The organism is Streptoalloteichus hindustanus, assembly GCF_900129375.1.
In the GTDB taxonomy this organism is placed as follows: domain Bacteria; phylum Actinomycetota; class Actinomycetes; order Mycobacteriales; family Pseudonocardiaceae; genus Streptoalloteichus; species Streptoalloteichus hindustanus.
Genome location: NZ_FQVN01000021.1, coordinates 1 through 18,575, shown reverse-complemented (window position 1 = coordinate 18,575; position 18,575 = coordinate 1). Strand labels below are relative to the sequence as shown.

Sequence of the window (18,575 nt, the reverse complement as noted above, 5' to 3'; positions counted from 1 at the left end):
CCTTCGGCCCGCGTGGCGGCGAACGCCGCCCCACGGGGGTTCCGAACGCGTGGGGCCCGCCACGGCCGACGCGGCCGTGACACCACGCGCTGCGCGTTTCCTCTAACGAGTCAGGTCCCGGTGATGTGCTCGGGGCGCACCGGGACCCGGTTGAGCGCCCGGCCGGTGGCGGCGCGGATCGCGGCCACGATGGCCGGGGTGGAGGAGATGGTCGGTGGCTCGCCCACACCGCGCAGGCCGTACGGGGCGTGCGGATCGGCGAGCTCCAGGACGTCCACCGTCATCGGCGGCATGTCCAGGATGGTGGGGATCAGGTAGTCGGTGAACGACGGGTTGCGCACCCGGCCGTCCACCACCTGGATCTCCTCCATCACGGCCAGCCCGAGCCCCTGGGCCGAGCCGCCGTGGATCTGCCCGAGGACGGCCTGCGGGTTCACCGCCCGGCCGACGTCCTGGGCGCAGTCGAGCTGGACCACCCGCACCAACCCCAGCTCGACGTCGACGTCGACGACCGCGCGGTGCGCGGCGAAGGCGTACTGCACGTGGGCGTTGCCCTGCCCGCGTTCCGGGTCGACCCGATGGGTCGGGCGGTGCCGGTACACCTCGGTGGCCTCGACCGCCTCGTCGCCCAGGACCTCCGCGAGGTCGGCGACCACCTCGCCGCGCGCGTCGACGACCTTGCCGCCGGCCAGCGCCAGCCCGTCCGGCGCCCGCCCCACACGCCGCCCGGCCATCCGGAGCACGCGCTCGCGGACGGTGTGGCAGACCTGCCGCACCGCGCCGCCGGTCATGTAGGTCTGCCGCGACGCCGAGGTCGACCCGCCGTTCCCGACGCTGGTGTCCATGGGCTGCACGGTGACCCGCTCCACGCCCAGCTCGCTGCGCACGATCTGCTGCTTGATGGTGACCAGGCCCTGACCGATCTCGGCGGCGGCCGTGTGGATCAACGCTGTCGCCTCGCCGCCGATCACCTGCAACCGCAGGCGCGCGGTGGAGTAGTCGTCGAAACCCTCGGAGAAACAGACGTTCTTGATGCCGACGCCGTAGCCGACGCCCCGCACCACCCCCTCGCCGTGCGTCGTGTTGGAGACTCCGCCGGGCAGCTCCCTGACGTCGACCGGCTCGGTGCGGACGGCCGGGGGCAGCGGCAGGTTCTTCACGCGGCGCAGCAGTTCCGCGACCGGCGCGGCGGAGTCGACGAGCTGCCCGGTCGGCATGGTGTCGCCCTCCGCGATCGCGTTGCGGATCCGGAGCTCCACCGGGTCCACGCCCAGCCGGCGGGCCAGCTCGTCCATCTGGGACTCGTAGCCGAACGCGGCCTGCACCGCGCCGAAGCCGCGCATCGCCCCGCAGGGCGGGTTGTTGGTGTAGACGCCCCAGCAGTCGATCGCGACATTGTCCACTGTGTACGGTCCGACGCCGAGTGTCGCCGCGTTGGCCACCACCGCCGTCGTGCTCGACGCGTACGCGCCGCCGTCCAGGTAGATCTTCGCGCGGACGTAGACGAGGTCGCCGTCCCTGGTCGCCCCGTGCTCGTAGTAGATCTTCGCCGGGTGCCGGTGCACGTGCCCGAAGAACGACTCCTGCCGGTTGTAGACCATCTTCACCGGCCGGCCGGTGCGCAGCGCGAGCATGCACGCGTGGACCTGCATGGACAGGTCCTCGCGACCGCCGAAGGCGCCGCCCACCCCGGCCAGAGTCAGCCGCACCTTCGCCAGCGGCAGGCCCAGTGCCCGCGCGACCTGCCGCTGGTCCACGTGCAGCCACTGCGTGGCCACGTACAGGTCGACGCCGCCGTCCTCGGCGGGCACCGCGAGCCCGGACTCCGGCCCGAGGAAGGCCTGGTCCTGCATGCCGACCTCGTACTCGCCGACCACCATCACGTCGGCGGTGGCCTCGGCGTCGCCCTTGCGGATGCGCAGGTGCCGCACGACGTTGCCGTCCGGGTGCAGCGGCGGCCCCTCGCCCCTGGCCGCCGCGACCATGTCGGTGACGGGCTCCAGCGGCTCGTACTCGACCCTGATCCGCTTGGCCGCGCGCTGCGCGGTCTCCGGGTGGTCGGCGGCGACCACCGCGACCGGCTCGCCCTGGTACCGCACGACGTCGACGGCCAGCACCGGCTGGTCGGCGTGCTCCAGGCCGTAGATGTTCTCGCCCGGCACATCCTCGTGCGTCAGCACGGCGTGCACGCCAGGAGTCCGCAACGCCTCGGTGAGGTCGACGGACAGGATGCGGGCGTACGGGTGCGGGCTGCGCAGAGTGGCGCCCCACAGCATGTCCTCGTGCCACAGGTCGGACGAGTAGGCGAACTCGCCCCGCACCTTCAACGTGCCGTCCGGCCGTCGAGCGCTGTCGCCGATGCCGCCGGTGACGGCGGTGGCGGCGGCGGCGGCGGTGGTGGTCGGCTCCCGGACGCCGCGCTCCGGGGAGGTCCGCTGGGTCATCGCGCCCCCTTCGTCTGCCGGCCGGTCGCCGACGGGCCGGCGTCGGCCAGCTTCCGGCTCGCGCGCCGCAGATCGCGCACGACGGTCCCCTCGTCCACGGTGCGGATCTCGTCGTCCGCCACCACGGTTCGGCCCCCGACCAGCAGCAGCGCCAGCGGTGGGCGCGGGCCGAGCACGAACGCGGCGACCGGGTCGTCGATCCCGACGTGCGCCAGCCCGTCGAGCCGCCACACCGCGAGGTCGGCGAGCTTGCCCGGCTCCAGCGAGCCGAGTTCCCCGGCCCGGCCCAGGCACCGGGCGCCGCCGACCGTGGCCAGCCACAGGGCCTCCCGCACGCCCAACGCCTGCGGGCCGCCCCGCTGGCGGGCCATCAGCAACGCCTGGCGCGGCTCCTCGACCATGGCGCAGGACTCGTTGGACGCCGCCCCGTCCACGCCCAACCCCACCGGCGCGCCCGCGTCCAGGAGATCCCGCACGCGGGCGATCCCGGCGCCGAGCCGGCCGTTGGAGCTCGGGCAGTGCGCGACCCCGGTGCCGGTGGCCCCGAAGCGCCGCACCGCGTCGTCGGACAGGTGGATCGAGTGCGCCAGCCACACGTCCTCGGCCAGCCACCCGAGCTCGTCGGCGTACTCGACCGGCGTGCGGCCCTCCTCCGCCAGGCACTGCCGCTCCTCGTCGAGCGTCTCGGCGAGGTGGGTGTGCAGGCGCACTCCCTTGCGCCGCGCCAGTTCCGCCGACCGCTCCATCAGCTCGCGGGAGACGGTGAACGGCGAGCAGGGGCCGACCGCGATCCGCAGGCGGGCGTTGGGCTCGGGGTCGTGGTAGGCGTCGATCGCCTCCTCGGCTCCCCGCAACGCCGTCTCGATGTCCTCGACGACGTCGTCCGGTGGCAGTCCGCCCCGCGACTGCCCCCGGTCCATCGAGCCCCGGGCCGCGTGCAGACGCACCCCCACCGCCGCGGCGGCGGAGACCAGGGCCGCCATCTGGTCCCCTCCGTCGCGGGGGAAGAGGTAGTGGTGGTCGGCCGCCGTCGTGCAGCCGGTGCTGGCCAGCCGGGTCAGCCCCGCCGTCGCCGCGGTGTGGACGGTCCCGGCGTCCGATCTCGCCCACACCGGGTACAGCGTGGTCAGCCACTCGTAGAGCGTGGCGTCCTGGGCGAATCCCCTGGTGGCCCACTGGAAGAGGTGGTCGTGGGTGTTGACGAGGCCCGGGGTGACCAGGCAGCCGGAGCCGTCGATCCGGCGCTCGGCGGCGTTCCCCGCGTTCGCCGCGTTCGCCGCGTTTTCTGTCCCCGCCGTGTTCGCTCTCGGGGCCGGTCCCTCGCCCACGGCGACGATCCACTCGCCCTCGACCACGACGTGCCCGTCGCGGTACTCGCTGCCGGCCGCGTCGACCGCGGCGATCGCGGCGTTCTCGATGACAGTCCTGCCGCTCATGGTGTGTCCTCAGTGGACAGTTCGGCGCTGGCCGTCCGCGCCGCAGCCAGCCGCACCGCTTCCATGATCTTCTCGTATCCCGTGCAGCGACAGAGGTTTCCGGCCAACGCCTCGCGAATCTCCACGTCCGACGGCCGACCGGCGCGCCGGATGAGGTCGTGCGCGGCCACCAGCAGGCCGGGCGTGCAGAACCCGCACTGCACCGCGCCCGCCTCGACGAACGCCTCCTGCACCGGGGCGAGCCGGTCCGCCCCCTCCGCCAGCCCCTCCACCGTGCGGACCTCGCGGTCCTGCGCCTGCCCCGCGGCGACCAGGCAGGCGCACACCGGCAGGCCGTCCATGAGGACCGTGCAGGAGCCGCACTCCCCCTGCTCACAGGCGTTCTTCGAACCGGGCAGGCCGAGCCGCTCCCGCAGCACGTGGAGCAGGCTCTCGCCCTCCCAGACGTCGTCGGCCTCCCGCCGCTCGCCGTTGACCGTCACCGTCACGCGCACGCCGACCACCCTCCTTCGCGGTACTCGTCCCACGCCCAGCCGAGGGTCCGGCGGGCCAGCACGGCCAGCGCGTGCCGGCGGTAGGCCGCGCTGCCGCGCACGTCGTCGATCGGGGACGCCGCCTCGGCCACCAGCTCGCCGAACCGGCGCCGGACCGCGTCGGGCAACGGCCGGCGCGACGCCCACAGGCCGGCGTCGGTCAGCTCGGCGGACAGGAAGTCCTCGGCCGCCGGGGCGCGGACCGGAGTCGGGGCCGCCGAGCCGATGCCCGTCCCCACGCGGCGCCGGTCGGGGTGCAGCGCCAAACCGAACGCGCACACCGCGATGACCATCGCGTTGCGGGTGCCGACCTTGGCGAACTGCTGCGGCCCCCGCGCCACGTCCAGGTGGACCGCCGCGATCAGCTCGTCGGGTTCCAGCGCGTTCCGCTTGACGCCCCGGTAGAACTCGGCCGCCGGCACCGTCCGGACGCCCCGGGTCGAGGCCACCTCGACGACCGCGTCGGTGGCCAGCAGCACCGGGTGCGCGTCCCCGGCGGGCGAGGCCGCGCCGAGGTTGCCGCCGACCGTGCCCCGGTTGCGGATCTGCGGCGAGCCCACGGTGCGGGCGGCCGTGGCCAGCCCCGGCAGGCGGTCGCCCAGCTCGGCGATGATCCGCGCGTAGGGCACGCCCGCACCGAGCCGGACCCGGCCGTCGCGCTCGGACCACTCGGCCAGCTCGGCCACCCTGGTCAGGTCGAGCAGGGCCGGCGGGCGGCGGTGGTCGAAGTTGAGCTCGACCATGACGTCGGTGCCGCCGGCGATCGGGACCGCGTCGGGCCGCTCGGCCTTGACCGCCAGGGCCTCGGCCCAGCTCGCCGGTCGCAGGAAGTCCACTGTGGACTCTCCTTCCCGCTCACCACGCCGGGTCGGCGGGCGGCGCGTCGTCGCGGAGCACGGTGCCCTCGATCAGGCCGTAGGGCCGGTCGGCCGCGTGGAACACCTCGTTCGGGTTGTCCAGGCCGAACGGCGCCAAATCGACCAGGAAGTGGTGCTTGTTCGGCAGTCTGAGCCGCACCTCCACGACCTCCGGGCAGTTCGTTAACACCCGCTCGCCCATGGCGTAGAGGGTCTGCTGGAGCGAGCGGCTGTGCGTCTCGCCGAACGCCTCCAGCAGGGCGCGGCGCGCGGTCGCGTACGACTTGCCCCAGTCGACGTCGTCGGCGGCCTCGTGCCGCCAGGACGCGTCGACGGCCGTGGCGAGGACGCGGTCGCGGGTCTCCCGGAGCGTGGTGAACGGGTCCCTGACGTAACCCCAGAACTCCGACCCGGTGGAGTTGAGCACCGTCAGGTCGGTGATGCCGGAGACCACCCACGCCCGCTGCCCGTCGTAGGTCACCGTGGCCGTGCGGGTGCCCTCCCCCGACCGGGAGAAGGAGTGGTGCGCGGGCCGTCCGGCCAGCTCCAGCCGGGCCCACGGGTACCGCTCGACGCGCACCCTGGCCCGCCCGATCGTCGGCTGCGAGTCGACGAAGTGCCGGGCCAGCCGCAGCGCGAAGTCCTCGATCTCGCCGACGCCGTCCCTGGCGAAGGCGTAGACGGTGTTCTTCTGGGTGTCGGTCGGCAGCACCTTGTCGTTGGCCCCGGTGAGGTGGGTGTCGGTCATGTCGCCGGACAGCGCCACGCTGACGTTCAGGTCGGTGACGCGGTGCCCGTCGGCGTCCCGGTCGACGCGGACGACGCGGGTCTCGGCCTTGCCGTACTGGTTGGCCCCCAACACGATCGACATTCCTCAGCTCCCTCGGTAGGTGGAGTACGCGAACGGGCTCAGCAGCAGCGGGACGTGGTGGCGCCCGGCCGGGTCGGTGACCCGGAACGTGACCACCACCTCCGGGAAGAAGGCGTCCGCCCCCAGGTAGCCGCCGGTGTCGAAGACCAGGCGGTGCAGGCCCGCGCCGGGCTCCCACCCGCTGATCCGGCCGTCGTCGTCGGTGCGGGCGGCGGCCACCGGCTGCCAGCCGTCGGCGTCGGCCCAGCGGTCCAGCCGCACGGCCACGCCCGCGGCGGGCCGCCCCCGCACGGCGTCCAGCACGTGTGTCGACAGGCTCACGCCCCCACCACCCTCGCCAGCCGCAGGGCCGTGATCCGGCCCAGCTCCGCGCGGACGACCGCCCGCTCGGTCTCCTCGTCGTTGCCCAGCCGGGCCCGCAGGGCGGCGAGCACCTCCTCGGCGCTCCTGCCCGTGGCGCAGATCAGGAACACGTGCCCGAAGCGCTCCTCGTAGGCGTGGTTGCCGGCGGCGAGCGCGGCCCGCGTCGCCGGGTCCGGTGACGTGGCCGCGGCCGCGGCCTGCTCCTGCCGGGACCACCGCGCCTCCGGGTCCGCGCCGTGCGCGCGCTCCCCGATGCGGGGGTGCGCGGCCAGGGCGCGGAGCACGGCGGGCCAGTCCAGGTCGGCCAGCGCCGCGTCGGCCGCCGCGCGCAGCGCGTCGAGGTCGCGGTAGGGCCGGCCGGCGACGAGCCGCTCCGCCCACTCGTCGACGGCGCAGCACGCCACGAGCTGCCGACCGGCCTCTGCCGGGGCCGCCGCGTTGAACCACGCCAGCCGGTCCGCCGTACGAGTGATCACCACCGCCAGCTCACCCCCTCCGAGGGATACCGCTCTGGTGTGACTGAGTACACACACGCCCGGGTGAGGCCAGCTAGGGCTGGAAGCGATGAAAGCCGGGACTGCCGCCGCCCCCGCTTTTGTGGTTTTCTCCAAGCCCAACGCGGGAGGTGCGTGCGCCGTGTTGCTGAGAACGCTGGTGGATGCCCCGGAGCTGGGACTGTCCGTGCTGGTCGGCGCGGACGCGCTGGACCGCCCGATCCGCTGGGTCTTCACCACCGACCTGCGGGACCCCCGGCGCTACCTCTCCGGCGGCGAGCTGGTGCTGACCGGGCTGGTGTGGCGGCGCGGGCCCAACGACGCCGCGGCGTTCGTCGCGGCGGTGGCCGACGCCGGCGTGGCCGCGCTGGTCGCCGGCACCGCCGAGCTGGGGCACGTGCCCGACGACCTCGTCGCCGCCTGCCGCCGGCACGGGCTGCCGCTGCTGGAGCTGTCCGTGGACGTCTCGTTCGCCACCGTGACCGAGCGGGTGATCCTGGCGCTCGCCGCCGAGCGGTCCGAACCGACCATCGCCCTGGAGCGGCACCGCCAGCTCGTCAGCGCCGTCGCCGAGGGCGGGCTCACCGAGCTGCTCCGGCTGGCCGCCGGCGAGCTGGGCGCCGACTGCCGGGTGCTCACCGCGACCGGCCGGCTGGTCGCCGGCACCGGCCAGGACCTGCTGCCCGGCCAACGCGCGGAGCTGACCCGGCGCTACCTGCTCGCCGACCGGCTGCCCCGCCCGGTCCGGCTGCCGGGCCACGGGCCGGTCGTGCTGTTCCCGGCCGGCGCCCGCGGCGGCAACCGGCTGACGAGCTGGGCGCTCGCCGTGGACGGCGACGTGGACCGGTGGCCGCCGCGGCACCGGGAGCTCGCCGCCGAGCTGGCCGGCCTGGTCGGCATGGAGCGCGGCCGGGCCGAGGACCGGCGGCGGATCGAGAACCGCTCCGCCGCCGCGCTGACCCGGCTGGTGCTGACCGAGGCCGGCGGACAGGCCGAGATCGGCGCCCGGCTGGCCGCGGCCGGGTTCGACCCCGACCTGCCGCTGCGCCTGGTGTCCGCCGAGATCACCGGGACGCCCACCTCGGTGGCCGCCGGACTGCTGGACGAGCTGGTCGCCGACCTGGTGCCGCACGCGCTGGTGGCGGCCACCCCCGAGGAGGCGATGGCGGTGGTGGCTGCGGCCCCCGACCGGCTGGGCGCGCTGGTCGGGCAGCTCAGGGACGGCGCGCGCGTCCTGCAGGTGGGGCTGGGCGCCAGGACGCGCGGCGCTGGCCGGCTGGTGGTCGGGGTCAGCGGCCCGGTCGCCGTCGCCGGGGTGCGGGCGGCGGCGGTGGAGGCGCGCAGCGCCCGCCGGCTGGCCCTGCACCGGGACGCGCGGGGCGGCGTCCTGTCCGGCGAGGAGATCGCCTCGCACCAGCTCCTCCTGGCCACCGTGCCCGACGAGCTGCGGCGCTCGTTCCGCGCGCGCCTGCTCGGCCCGCTGCTCGACTACGACGCCGAGCACGGCAGCGACCTCGTCCACACGCTCCGGGTGTTCCTGAACTGCGCGTGCTCGTGGACCCGCACGGCCGCGAAGCTCCACCTGCACGTGAACACCCTGCGCTACCGCATCGGCCGGATCGAGGAGCTGACCGGACGCCGGATGTCCTCCTTCCCCGACCGCGTCGACCTCTTCCTGGCCCTCGAACTGAGCTAGCGACCACGACGATCTGCTCCGCCGGAACCGAACACCAGATCCTTCACGCTCCTGGCGTTCCCGACGCGCTACCCGTCCTCGTATCCCACCAGGTCGTCGCGCTGGCGAACACCACCCTCAGCGGCATGCGCCAGCCCTCGCGGCAGCGACTCCCCGGGCTGCTCGTCCTCCCAGACCAGAAGCTCACGGTGGGGAATGCTCGCGAGAGGCGTGAGGAGAACTTCACCGGAAGGTCCGTCGGACACGAGGAGGCGGTCATTGCTGTGGCCCCCCACTCGCCCGAAAGCGATCCTCGCTCGATCGTCGGCTGTCACTTCCGCCATGGTCTTGAACCCCGCCAACGCTGACACGCGCTTCCCTCCCGGGGGAGGCGACTTCGCCATTCCACAGGACGGGTGAACGGGTGAGTGGACAGTACCCACGTTCGGGTGTACCGACCCTCATGGATCAGCCGACGCCATTGAGCGGCCTTTCGAACTGGCCCACCGACAAAGCCGGGAGTGCTGTCCCGGAACCGCCGCCAGAACCGGTCGTCGACACCCCTTCCACGACTCATGCCGGACAGGCAGATCCCGTTACGCCACCTCGTCCTGGCCTTGGACACCATCCCGCCCGAGGACCCGCCGGTCATGTTGTCAGCGGGTGCACGGCCTCTCGCCGGTCAGCCGATGCCGTTGAGCAGGCGTTCGACCTGGCCGACCAGGCGGTTGGCGTCGGCCGGGGCGATCGTGATCCACCACCGCCCGTCGACCGCGCGGTGCCGTTCCATCAGGTAGCGGCCGGCCGGGGTGTCGTGGAAGCCGACGACGTGGTCGGCGCGGCCCCACCGGCCCAGCCCGTCGACGACCGTCGCCCCGAACTGCCCGCCGTGGCACGCGTCCGCCGACATCCGGGCGATGTGGTGGGCGTCGGCGGGGTGCGCGCCCAGGTCGCACAACGCGGTACGCAGCGAGGCGACCGAGGCGCCGGCCTGCGCGGCCGCCTCCTCCAGGACGTCGGCGGGTAAGGACACGGACCGACCGGGGCCGGCCGGCCGGGGCGGCAGCAGCCGGACCACCGACACCGCCAGGTTGGCCGGGTCGACCGGGTGGACGCGGACGTGGTCGGAGACCAGCACGGCCAGCACCGCGCGGCCGGTCGAGGCCGCGGCCAGCGCGCGGACCTCGGCGCCCAGCCACAGCCGGGCGTCGACGCTGCGCCTCGGCCGGGCCAGCACGGCCATCGCGGCCACGAAGTCCAGGTCGTAGCCCCGGCCGTCGAACAGGCCGGCCGCCCGCATCTCGTCGTAGGCCTCGGTGAGCACCCGCTGCCGCTCGACCTCCGGGTAGCCGCGCGGGGCGACGTGCAGCACGGTGGGCATCGGCGGCAGGCCGAGGTCCTGCCACGCGACCTGGTAGGCCGTCGCCGACACCATGGGGACGTGGTGGGAGATGGTCGGCACGGTCAGCCCCACGTCCTCGGGTCCTGCTCGATCACGGCCGGCGCGACCCGCGTGGGGTCCTCGAACAACCGGGCCTCGGCGTCGACCACGAACCGCGATCGGTGCTCCCCGTCCGGGTCGCGCCGCCACTGCGCGGGGACGTGCGGCAGCCAGACGACGTCGGCCCCGCCCCCGCCCGGTTGTCCCGGCCTGCCGCGCGTCGTCCAGGTCTCCTCGGCCTCCGCGCCACCGGCCCGGCGCTCCCCGGGAGCCGAGTCCGCGCGCTCACCCGGTCGTGCTGGCCCCGGTCGTGGTGTCGGCCCACCGCCGCCCGCGTGGGCTCCGCCCGGCCCCGCGGCGGGCGCTCCCCGTCCTCCGCCGGGAGGACGCCCCGAGCCGGACCCCTGCGTCCGCACCACGGCCGGGCCGCTCTCGGCGGGAGCCGCAGCGGGCGGGGAGAACAGGTCCGCTCCCCCGGTGGGGCGAGCCGGGACCGCCGGCCGGTGGGTGTCCGAGCCCCGCTGCGGGGCGGTCGCTCCGTCCGGCAGCGGGTCCGCCGTCCGGTCCGCCGGGCGGACGGCGGCGAGCGCCCCCGGCTGCCCCGGTTCTCCCGACGGCTCCGACGTCGGCCCTTGCGACGGCACTGGCCGGACGCCCCCGTCGGCGGTGTCCCGGGTGACGACGGACCCGGTCCCGTCCGCCGTCGCACGATCCGTCCTCTCGCCGTTCCCCGTGCTTTCCGCGTTGTCCGTGCCGTTGTCCGTGCTGGTGTCGGTGCTGGTGTCCGTGTCGTCCCGGGCCGGGAACTCCGCCGCCGCGTCCGGCTCCTCGACCTCCACGACGACCACGGGCGGTGGCTCCAACCGGGGCATCCGGACCAGCGTGTCGAACGTGCTCGCGGCGTAGGTGTCCATCACGGCGGCGGCCCGCGTGTGCGCCTCCCGCGCCGCGGCCTCCTGCTCCTGCCGGTCGGTGGTCAACCCGAAGAAGCCGGCGAGCCCCTGGGTGAACGCGGTGTCGGTCGCCGTCACCGGCACAGGCGTCGGCATCGCGCGGACCGCCCGGACGTAGTGGTCGACCTGTGCGTCGATGCCGCCGCGCAGCTCCGCGACCAGCCCGACGGTGGTGTCGGTCCACTCCCGCAGCACCCGGATCGCGCCGTCCGCCCGCTCCGCCGCGTCGCCCTCCCAGCCCTCCTTCAGCCGGTCGAGCCCCCGGAGCAGGTGCGTCTGCGCGTTGAGCAGCGCCACCCGGAGCTCGTCCAGGAACTGGCGCGCCGGGTCGGCCGCCGGGACGCCGGGCCCCGCGTTGATGTCGTCGAACAGCTTCTCGTGCGGAACGGCCAGATAGTCGCGGCAGCCGAACCACACCGCTTCCCCCATGACGGATGTCCTCCCGTGTCCCCTATTTCCCGTCCAGAAGAGCCGTGACCGCGATCTCGGCCACCCGCGTCGCGCGCCGGCAGAGCTCGTCCTTGCCGAGCGGGTCCGGGATGCCGTCCTCTCGGTAGAGGACGAACAACACGTTCCCCGGCGCGACGTCGACCGAGACCGTGCAGAAGTCCCCGCGCGGCGGAGCGCCGTCGGTGCGGACCTCGACCGCCGGGAACCCCGCCAACCGGAACTCGTGCCGGACACCGTTGACCCGGCCCTGCCCCATGACCTCGATCCCGGCCTTGATCCCGGTCACCACCTGGAAGGCGACCAGGTGGGTGCTGCTGCGGAAGCTGCACGCCGGGCTCTCGAACAGGTGGTTGGTGGCGAACACGGGCGGCCGGTCGATGTCCAGCCCCCGCCGGTCGGCCTCGCCCACCAGGGCGCAGGGGTCCACCTTCTCCAGCCGCGCCTCGCGGGGCCGCGAGACCGACGCCGAGGCGCGGGTCGACGCCCCGGAGACCGGAGCCGGCGTCCCCCTCGCCACCACGTGGCCGCAGCCGGGCAGCGCCAGCAGCAGCGCGAGGGCCGCCAGAGACCGGGAACGACGCGCCATCAGGCGCCCTCGCCCGCGCCGTCGGCGAGGCCCCGCGCGGCGTCCTCGTCCGCCTCCCGGTACCGCGCGCTGACCTCGGCCAGCCGCGCGACGACCCCGCCGAGCCCCTCGCGGTACTCCTGGAGCGCGCGCAGGACCGGCGCGAGTTTCTCGTTCAACGCGCGGGCGGCGTCGACGCTGACGTCGTCCCGCGCCATGGAGCAGACCTGGAGCCGGCCGGTCGACTCGTGCACGAAGGGCGCGATGTGGTCCATCGCCTGCTGGAACAGCTCCCGCGCCGCCCCGACCTGGTCCCGGTCGATCTGGAACCCGGCCCGCGCGCCGGCCCCGGCTCCCGACGGGCTTCCCGCTCCGCCTTCCCCCGGCATGACTACCCCCGCTGTGCGTCAGGTCACACGCTGGGGGGCAGGGTCGTCCGGTCGGGGTTGGGCGCAGGTTGGCGCCGCGCGCCGTCCGGGGGATCACCCGAACGCCGTGTGCCGCCGACGGCTCACCCGCTCAGCCGATGGCGCGACCGGCGGCGTCCAGCCCGGCGGCCACGGCGAGCCGGTCGACGTCGACGACCACGAGCCGGCCGCCGACGGTGGCGAGCACGCCCTGCCGGCACAGGCGGGCGAGCGCGGCCGCGAGCGAGCTGCGCGCTACGCCGAGCGCGTGCGCCAGCTCGACCTGGGTCAACGGCACGGTGGCGCTCACCCCCGACGGCGGGTCGGCGGCCTGGTGCAGCCGGAGCAGGATGCGGGCGACCCGCTCCCGCGCCGGCAGGCACGCCAGCTCGGCGGCCAGGTCGGCCCGGGCCCGCCCGGAGGCGGCCAGGTACCGGCTGACCGCCTCGGCCAGTTCGCCCTGACGGAGCAGCGCGCGGAACGGCCCCGCCTGCACGAGGAACGTCACGCACGAGTCGACCGCGACGACGCTCGCGGCGCGACAGCCGCCGTCCAGCACGGCCGCCGCCCCGACCAGGTGCCCCGGCCCCCGGATGGCCACGAGCGACCGACCACCGTCGACGCCGCCGCGCACCAGCGTGAACCGGCCGGTCTCCACGAGCAGCACGTGCGTGCCCGGGTCGCCCTGCCGCATCACGAGCTGGCCGGGCCGGTGCCGCAGCGGCGTCCCCACCCGTCGCACCTCGTCGGCCAGCTCCCGGCTCACCCGTCCCCGTGCCGGGCCCATCGGCCCCGTCCCCAGCATCCCGCCACCGCTCCCATCGCCGCAGGTGAACGACCAACCGACCCACGTCCGGGCCGGCGACCAGGCAGAGCACGACCTCCGGTGGGCGCGCGGCGACCCGCGATCACCGGACCGTGGCGGCGGCGCCCCAGGACAGCCGGCGACACCGCCGGCGCGCCCCGGACCCGCGGGTCGACGCCGACCAGCCGTCGCGCTCGGCCTTGGTCGGGACACCCGCCGGCGTCCCGCCGCGCGGCGCGCGGCCGGAACACCGTCGACGGCTGCCACCAGGAGGCTTCCCGTGGCCGAACGGCCACCAGGAAGGGCCCCGAGAACGCCACCGAGAAGGGCGCCGAGAAACGTGCCGAGAACACCGTGAACACCGGGTCCGGGAGGTCGTCGGCGTCGGCCGTCGCGCTCATCGTCTGGCGGTCACCCTCGGTCGGTGGGAGGCAGCCCTCCCAGGCTCCCCCGCCGGCGGTTCCCCCGAAAGCGCCCAACCGGTCGATGTTGGCTCCCCCCGCTCCCGGGTACTTCGGTCGGAGTACCACCGGAACCTCGACGTCGACGTCCCGGTGGAGCACGCGAACGCGCGGGGGAGGTCGGGATGGGCGTTCGGTTCTACCTGGCCAGCGCGGCGGCCGTCCTGCTGGCCGCCGTGGTGGGGGTGTGGATCGGCGCGTTGGTGGCGGCGGTGCGCGCCGACATCAGGCGCCAGGACCCCGTGTCGCCGGTGGTGGTGCAGATCACGACGGTGACCTCGACGCCAACGCTGACGACACCGCCGCCGACGCCGCTCCCGAACGGGGCTGCCGGCTCCCCCGAGCCACGAGTCGGGCCGGGCGGATAGCGTCGGGGGCCATGAGCGAGCAGAAGCGCCTGTCCCCCGGCGACCCCGCGCCCGACTTCACGCTGCCGGACGCCGACGGCAACCCGGTGTCGCTGGCCGACTACCGCGGCCGGCACGTGATCGTCTACTTCTACCCGGCGGCCGGCACCCCCGGCTGCACCAAGCAGGCCTGCGACTTCCGGGACAACCTCCGGGAGCTGGAGGACGCCGGCCACGCCGTCCTCGGCGTCTCCCCCGACACCCCCGCCAAGCTGGCGGCGTTCCGCGACGCCGAGGGGCTGACCTTCCCGCTGCTGTCGGACGCCGACCGGTCGGTCATGACCGCATGGGGCGCCTACGGCGAGAAGAACAACTACGGCCGGACGGTGGTCGGCGTGATCCGGTCGACGTTCCTGGTGGCACCGGACGGCACGATCGCCCGGGCGATGTACAACGTGCGCGCCACCGGCCACGTCGCCAAGCTGCGCAGGGACCTCGGCGTCTGAGCGGCCGCGCCGCGGGGGGCCGACGGCCGGCGACCTCCCCTCACCGGCCGCCGCCCCCACCGGCCGCCTTCCCTCAGCGGCCACCCGTGATCCGCTCCACGACCCGCCTGGCCTGGTCGACCGGGATCGCGAAGCCGATGCCGATGCTCCCGTCGGAGGAGTCCGACGTGGCGATCGCCGAGTTGATGCCGACGACCCTGCCGGACAGGTCGACCAGCGCGCCGCCGGAGTTGCCCTTGTTGACGGGCGCGTCCGTCTGCACGCCCTGGTAGGAGATCGCCGTCCCGAGCTCGGTGCGCCCGGTGACCTCCCGGCGGAGCGCGCTGACGATGCCGGAGGTCACCGTGCCCTCCAGGCCCAGCGGCGAGCCGATGGCCACCACCTGCTGGCCGACCCGGAGCGCGCCGGAGTCGCCGAGCTGGGCCGGCGTCAGCCCGCTGGCCCCCTCGATCCGGAGCACGGCCAGGTCGCCGCCGCCATCGGCGCCCACCACCCGCGCGGTCTTCCGGCTCCCGTCCGGGAGGGTGACCGCGATCGGCGCGTTGGTCGCGGCCGCGCCCTCCACGACGTGGTTGTTGGTGAGCACGAGGCCGTCGGCCGTGAGGACCACCCCGGACCCTCCAGCGCCGGCCCGGCCGGCGGACCACGAGACGTCGACGACGCTCCGGCTCGCGACCGCCGCCGCGTGCTCCACCCCGGTCAACGGGTTCGACACCGTGCTGACCGGGGCGGCCCCGGCCGACGGAAGCGGGGCGAGGTCGCCGCCGGCGACCAGGTAGCCGCCCGCCACCCCCACTCCGCCGCCGAGCAGACCGGCGACCAGCGCCAGGGCCGTGACCCGGGGGCCGAGCCGCCCGCGCCCCCGCCGGGGCGGCGGGCCGGACTGGACCCGCGGCGGTAAGGGGATGGGCTGGGTGGGCGGCTCGTCGGGACCGGCGGACGCGGGGTGCTGGTTCGTCATGACCCCACCGTGCTGGGCCAGCCTCAGAGGAGGCTGAGCCGTTCCTGAGGCCGGTCTTCGGGTTCGCCGTGGATTCCCCAGCGCTCCCAACGGATTGCGGTGTCACCGGGATGACATCCGATGACACCGCCGCGTCCGCTGTGCGCGTTCCCCGGGCGGCCCCCGCCCCGCCGCCCGCGTCAGCCCGTGGTGATGACGAGCTTGCCGAACTGCAGCCCCTTGCCCAGGTCGGCCAGGGCGGCCGGGGTCTCCGCGAGCGGGTAGGCGCGGTCGACGACCGGGCGCAGCCGGTGCTCGTCGACCAGCGCGAGCATCGCCGCGAACTCCTCGGCGCTGCCCATCGACGTGCCGAGCAGGCTGAACTGCTCCAGGAAGAACCGGCGCAGCGAGATCTGGACGTGCTCGCCCGTGGTCGCGCCGAGCGAGACCAGCCGACCCCCGGCCCGCAGGGCGGACAGGCAGGACTCGAAGGTGGCCGACCCGATGCTGTCCACCACCAGGTCCGCCGGCCGGGACAGCCGCGCCGACCAGTCGCCCGCGCTGTCGATCGCGGCGTCCGCGCCCAGCTCCAGCGCCCGCCGCCGCTTGTCCTCGCCGCGGGAGGTCACCGTCACCTCGGCGCCCACCGTCTTCGCCAGCAGCAGCGCGAACGTCGCCACGCCGCTGCCGATGCCGGGCAGCAGCACGTGCTCGCCCGGCCGGAGCCGGCCCCTGGTGAACAGCGCCCGGTAGGCGGTCAGGCCGACCAGCGGCAGCGCGGCGGCCTCCGCCCAGTCCAGGTGCGCCGGCCGGGGCGCCACGTTCGCGGCGGGCACCCGGACGAACTCGGCGTAGGTGCCGTCGGTCGGCCCGCCCAGGACCTGGGCCACGGAGGGCTCCTCGTCGGCCTTCGCCCAGCCCAGCGACGGGTTGACGATCACCTCGTCACCGACGGCCACCCCGCTGACGCCGGACCCGACCGCGCGCACCACGCCGGCGCCGTCGGACCCGAGCACCAGACGCGGGTCGGTGGCCGTCCGCGCGGAGACGACGAACAGGTCCCGGTGGTTGAGCGCCGCGGCGCGCAGTTCGACGAGCACGTCCCCCGCGCCCACCTCCGGCACCGGGACCGTGGTGACCCGGACCCCGTCCAGGCCCGTCGGTCCCTCGTGCACCACGGCGGTCATCGTCGACCGGGTGGAGTCCGCCATACCTGCCTCCGCTCGTGTCCGGCGCCCCCTACGGGGCGACATCCACTCGGTCACGACTCCCGTCGACGGTGATCTATTCCGTCGTCCTCCGGTTGCGTCCGCCACAGCGGTCGAGCTGCGGAAACGCTGTCGGCAGCGGGAAACGGCGGAGGGTGGCACCACGATCGGGAGCGGTGCGCGGCTGGCCGCGCCGGCCCACCGCGCACTCTCCCCCCGACGCGCTCAGCCCGCGAGTTCGCGCAGGTGCGGCAACAGGGCGCGCAGCGCCCGACCTCGGTGCGAGATCTCGTCCTTCTCGGCCGAGGGCAGCTCGGCCGAGGTCCGCTCCTCGCCCTCCGGCACGAAGATCGGGTCGTAGCCGAACCCGTTGTCGCCCCTCGGCTCCCGCACGATCCGGCCGGGCCACTCGCCCCGCACGACCACCTCGGAGCCGTCCGGCCGCACCAGGGCGACGGCGCACACGAACGCCGCGCCGCGCCGCTCGTCCGGCACGTCGCCCAGCTGCCCCAGGACCAGCTCCACGTTGGCCCGATCGTCGCGGTGCCCGCCGGACCACCGCGCGGAGAGCACGCCGGGCATGCCGTTCAACGCGTCGATCGCCAGGCCGGAGTCGTCCGCCACGGCGGGCAGGCCGGTCGCGCGCACCGCGTCCCGCGCCTTGGCCAGCGCGTTCTCCTCGAAGGTCGCGCCGGTCTCCGGCTCCTCCGGGAACGGCGGCACGTCGTCGAGACCGACGATCTCGATCCCGGCCACGTCCTTCGCGTCCAGGATGCGCCGCATCTCCGCCAACTTCTTGGCGTTGCGGGACGCCACCAGCACGCGCGTCACTTGCCACCCCCCGGCAGCGTGCCCGGGTACGGCGCGGCCAGCGCCTCGGCCTGCCGGCGCGACAGCTCGGCGCAGCCGGCGAGCGCGACGTCCAGCATCCGGTCCAGAGTGGACCGGGCGAAGGTCGCGCCCTCCCCGGTGCCCTGCACCTCGACCAGCGTGCCGCCGTCGGTGGCCACCACGTTCATGTCGACCTCGGCGCGCGAGTCCTCCGCGTACGGCAGGTCGAGCCGCACCCTGCCGTCCACCACACCCACGCTCACCGCGCTCACGGAGCAGGACAGCGGCTGCGGGTCGTTGAGCCGGCCGGCGGCCCGCAGGTAGGTGACGGCGTCCGCGAGCGCCACGTAGCCGCCGGTGATCGCCGCCGTGCGGGTGCCGCCGTCGGCCTGCACCACGTCGCAGTCGATGACGATCGTGTTCTCACCCAGCGCGGCCAGGTCGATGCAGGCCCGCAGGGAGCGGCCGATCAGCCGGCTGATCTCGTGCGTGCGCCCGCCGATCCGGCCCTTCACCGACTCGCGGTCGCTGCGGGTGTGGGTGGCCGAGGGCAGCATCGCGTACTCGGCGGTGACCCAGCCCAGCCCCGACCCGGCCCGCCACTTCGGCACCCCCTCGGTGACGCTGGCCGCGCACAGCACGCGCGTCCGGCCGAACTCGACCAGGACGGACCCGGCCGGCCAGTCCTGGTACCCCCGGGTGATGCGGACTTCCCTGAGCGCGTCGTCGCTCCTGCCATCGGCTCGAACCACGCCGACTAGCCTATTGCGCCGTCCGCCGGCCGGCTCCGGAGGTGGTCGTGGGCGACAATGATCTTTCCCGCCCACGACCACCGACCGGGCGCGGGTGTCCCGCAGAACACAGCGGTGGTCGTGGGCGACAATGTTCCTTCCCCCGCCCACGACCACCGACCGGGCGCGGGTGTCCCGCAGAACACAGCGGTGGCAGTCGAAGGCAATCATCTTTCCCCTGCCCAGGACCGCCGATC

The 18,575-nt window shown here is 75.1% G+C and carries 19 protein-coding genes; 3 read left to right on the top strand and 16 right to left on the bottom strand.

All coding sequences use genetic code 11. The features are described 5' to 3' along the window. Window positions 1-110: 110 nt before the first annotated feature. Genes pucD through uraD form a run of 7 tightly spaced genes read right to left on the bottom strand, consistent with a single transcriptional unit; the run spans window position 111 to window position 6,980 of the window. Window positions 111-2,444 (bottom strand): xanthine dehydrogenase subunit D, encoded by a 2,334-nt coding sequence (gene pucD, locus BUE43_RS31750; RefSeq protein ID WP_083960380.1) that lies wholly within the window; start codon window positions 2,442-2,444, stop codon window positions 111-113. Then, window positions 2,441-3,880 carry an 8-oxoguanine deaminase gene (locus BUE43_RS31745; RefSeq protein ID WP_073490052.1) on the bottom strand — a complete coding sequence of 480 codons (1,440 nt, stop codon included), beginning with the start codon at window positions 3,878-3,880 and terminating at the stop codon, window positions 2,441-2,443. Before BUE43_RS31745 ends, pucD begins: the two co-directional genes overlap by 4 nt. Further along, window positions 3,877-4,374, bottom strand: coding sequence for a (2Fe-2S)-binding protein (locus tag BUE43_RS31740; RefSeq protein WP_073490083.1), 498 nt, complete (start codon window positions 4,372-4,374; stop codon window positions 3,877-3,879). Before BUE43_RS31740 ends, BUE43_RS31745 begins: the two co-directional genes overlap by 4 nt. Then, window positions 4,365-5,249, bottom strand: a complete 885-nt coding sequence (locus tag BUE43_RS31735) for an FAD binding domain-containing protein (protein WP_073490051.1) — start codon at window positions 5,247-5,249, stop codon at window positions 4,365-4,367. The genes BUE43_RS31740 and BUE43_RS31735 overlap by 10 nt, the downstream gene beginning before the upstream one ends. A gap of 19 nt (window positions 5,250-5,268) precedes the next feature. Further along, entirely contained in the window at window positions 5,269-6,141 is an 873-nt protein-coding gene (gene pucL / locus BUE43_RS31730; RefSeq protein WP_073490050.1) for a factor-independent urate hydroxylase, read from the bottom strand. A gap of 3 nt (window positions 6,142-6,144) precedes the next feature. Beyond that, the gene (gene uraH, locus BUE43_RS31725) at window positions 6,145-6,462 is read right to left on the bottom strand and encodes a hydroxyisourate hydrolase (RefSeq protein WP_073490049.1); all 318 of its coding nucleotides are present in this window, start codon (window positions 6,460-6,462) and stop codon (window positions 6,145-6,147) included. Beyond that, window positions 6,459-6,980: a 2-oxo-4-hydroxy-4-carboxy-5-ureidoimidazoline decarboxylase gene (uraD, locus tag BUE43_RS31720; protein ID WP_234996031.1), complete on the bottom strand. Its 522-nt coding sequence runs from the start codon at window positions 6,978-6,980 to the stop codon at window positions 6,459-6,461. Before uraD ends, uraH begins: the two co-directional genes overlap by 4 nt. 160 nt (window positions 6,981-7,140) lie before the next feature. On the opposite strand from uraD, the gene BUE43_RS31715 reads away from it, so the two are divergent. Next, window positions 7,141-8,694 (top strand): PucR family transcriptional regulator, encoded by a 1,554-nt coding sequence (locus BUE43_RS31715; RefSeq protein WP_073490048.1) that lies wholly within the window; start codon window positions 7,141-7,143, stop codon window positions 8,692-8,694. 661 nt (window positions 8,695-9,355) lie between these two features. Here BUE43_RS31715 and BUE43_RS31705 read toward each other — a convergent pair. From BUE43_RS31705 to BUE43_RS31685, 5 genes are all read right to left on the bottom strand, one after another. Next, window positions 9,356-10,147 carry an ESX secretion-associated protein EspG gene (locus tag BUE43_RS31705; RefSeq protein WP_083960379.1) on the bottom strand — a complete coding sequence of 264 codons (792 nt, stop codon included), beginning with the start codon at window positions 10,145-10,147 and terminating at the stop codon, window positions 9,356-9,358. Next, on the bottom strand, window positions 10,138-11,496 hold the full coding sequence (locus BUE43_RS34870) for a PPE domain-containing protein (RefSeq protein WP_073490047.1): 1,359 nt from the start codon (window positions 11,494-11,496) through the stop codon (window positions 10,138-10,140). Before BUE43_RS34870 ends, BUE43_RS31705 begins: the two co-directional genes overlap by 10 nt. 22 nt (window positions 11,497-11,518) lie before the next feature. After that, complete coding sequence (locus tag BUE43_RS34540; protein ID WP_073490046.1) at window positions 11,519-12,103, bottom strand: DUF3558 domain-containing protein; 585 nt, start codon at window positions 12,101-12,103, stop codon at window positions 11,519-11,521. Beyond that, a complete protein-coding gene (locus tag BUE43_RS34535; protein ID WP_073490045.1) occupies window positions 12,103-12,471 on the bottom strand; it encodes a hypothetical protein in 369 nt (122 codons plus the stop codon). Before BUE43_RS34535 ends, BUE43_RS34540 begins: the two co-directional genes overlap by 1 nt. A gap of 130 nt (window positions 12,472-12,601) precedes the next feature. Then, window positions 12,602-13,276, bottom strand: a complete 675-nt coding sequence (locus tag BUE43_RS31685; protein ID WP_159447826.1) for a Crp/Fnr family transcriptional regulator — start codon at window positions 13,274-13,276, stop codon at window positions 12,602-12,604. Between the two features lie 604 nt (window positions 13,277-13,880). Here BUE43_RS31685 and BUE43_RS31680 point away from each other — a divergent pair. Both BUE43_RS31680 and bcp read left to right on the top strand, forming a co-directional pair. After that, on the top strand, window positions 13,881-14,123 hold the full coding sequence (locus BUE43_RS31680; RefSeq protein ID WP_073490044.1) for a hypothetical protein: 243 nt from the start codon (window positions 13,881-13,883) through the stop codon (window positions 14,121-14,123). Between the two features lie 11 nt (window positions 14,124-14,134). Next, window positions 14,135-14,608, top strand: coding sequence for a thioredoxin-dependent thiol peroxidase (bcp, locus tag BUE43_RS31675; protein ID WP_073490043.1), 474 nt, complete (start codon window positions 14,135-14,137; stop codon window positions 14,606-14,608). A 73-nt stretch (window positions 14,609-14,681) separates the two neighbouring features. On the opposite strand, the gene BUE43_RS35750 is transcribed toward bcp, so the two are convergent. From BUE43_RS35750 to rph, 4 genes are all read right to left on the bottom strand, one after another. Further along, window positions 14,682-15,569 carry a S1C family serine protease gene (locus BUE43_RS35750; protein WP_073490042.1) on the bottom strand — a complete coding sequence of 296 codons (888 nt, stop codon included), beginning with the start codon at window positions 15,567-15,569 and terminating at the stop codon, window positions 14,682-14,684. Between the two features lie 179 nt (window positions 15,570-15,748). Next, entirely contained in the window at window positions 15,749-16,759 is a 1,011-nt protein-coding gene (locus BUE43_RS31665; RefSeq protein ID WP_234996030.1) for a zinc-binding dehydrogenase, read from the bottom strand. Window positions 16,760-16,981: 222 nt separating this feature from the next. Then, entirely contained in the window at window positions 16,982-17,587 is a 606-nt protein-coding gene (gene rdgB / locus BUE43_RS31660) for an RdgB/HAM1 family non-canonical purine NTP pyrophosphatase (protein ID WP_073490041.1), read from the bottom strand. Continuing rightward, complete coding sequence (rph, locus tag BUE43_RS31655) at window positions 17,584-18,339, bottom strand: ribonuclease PH (protein WP_073490040.1); 756 nt, start codon at window positions 18,337-18,339, stop codon at window positions 17,584-17,586. Before rph ends, rdgB begins: the two co-directional genes overlap by 4 nt. Window positions 18,340-18,575 lie beyond the last annotated feature (236 nt).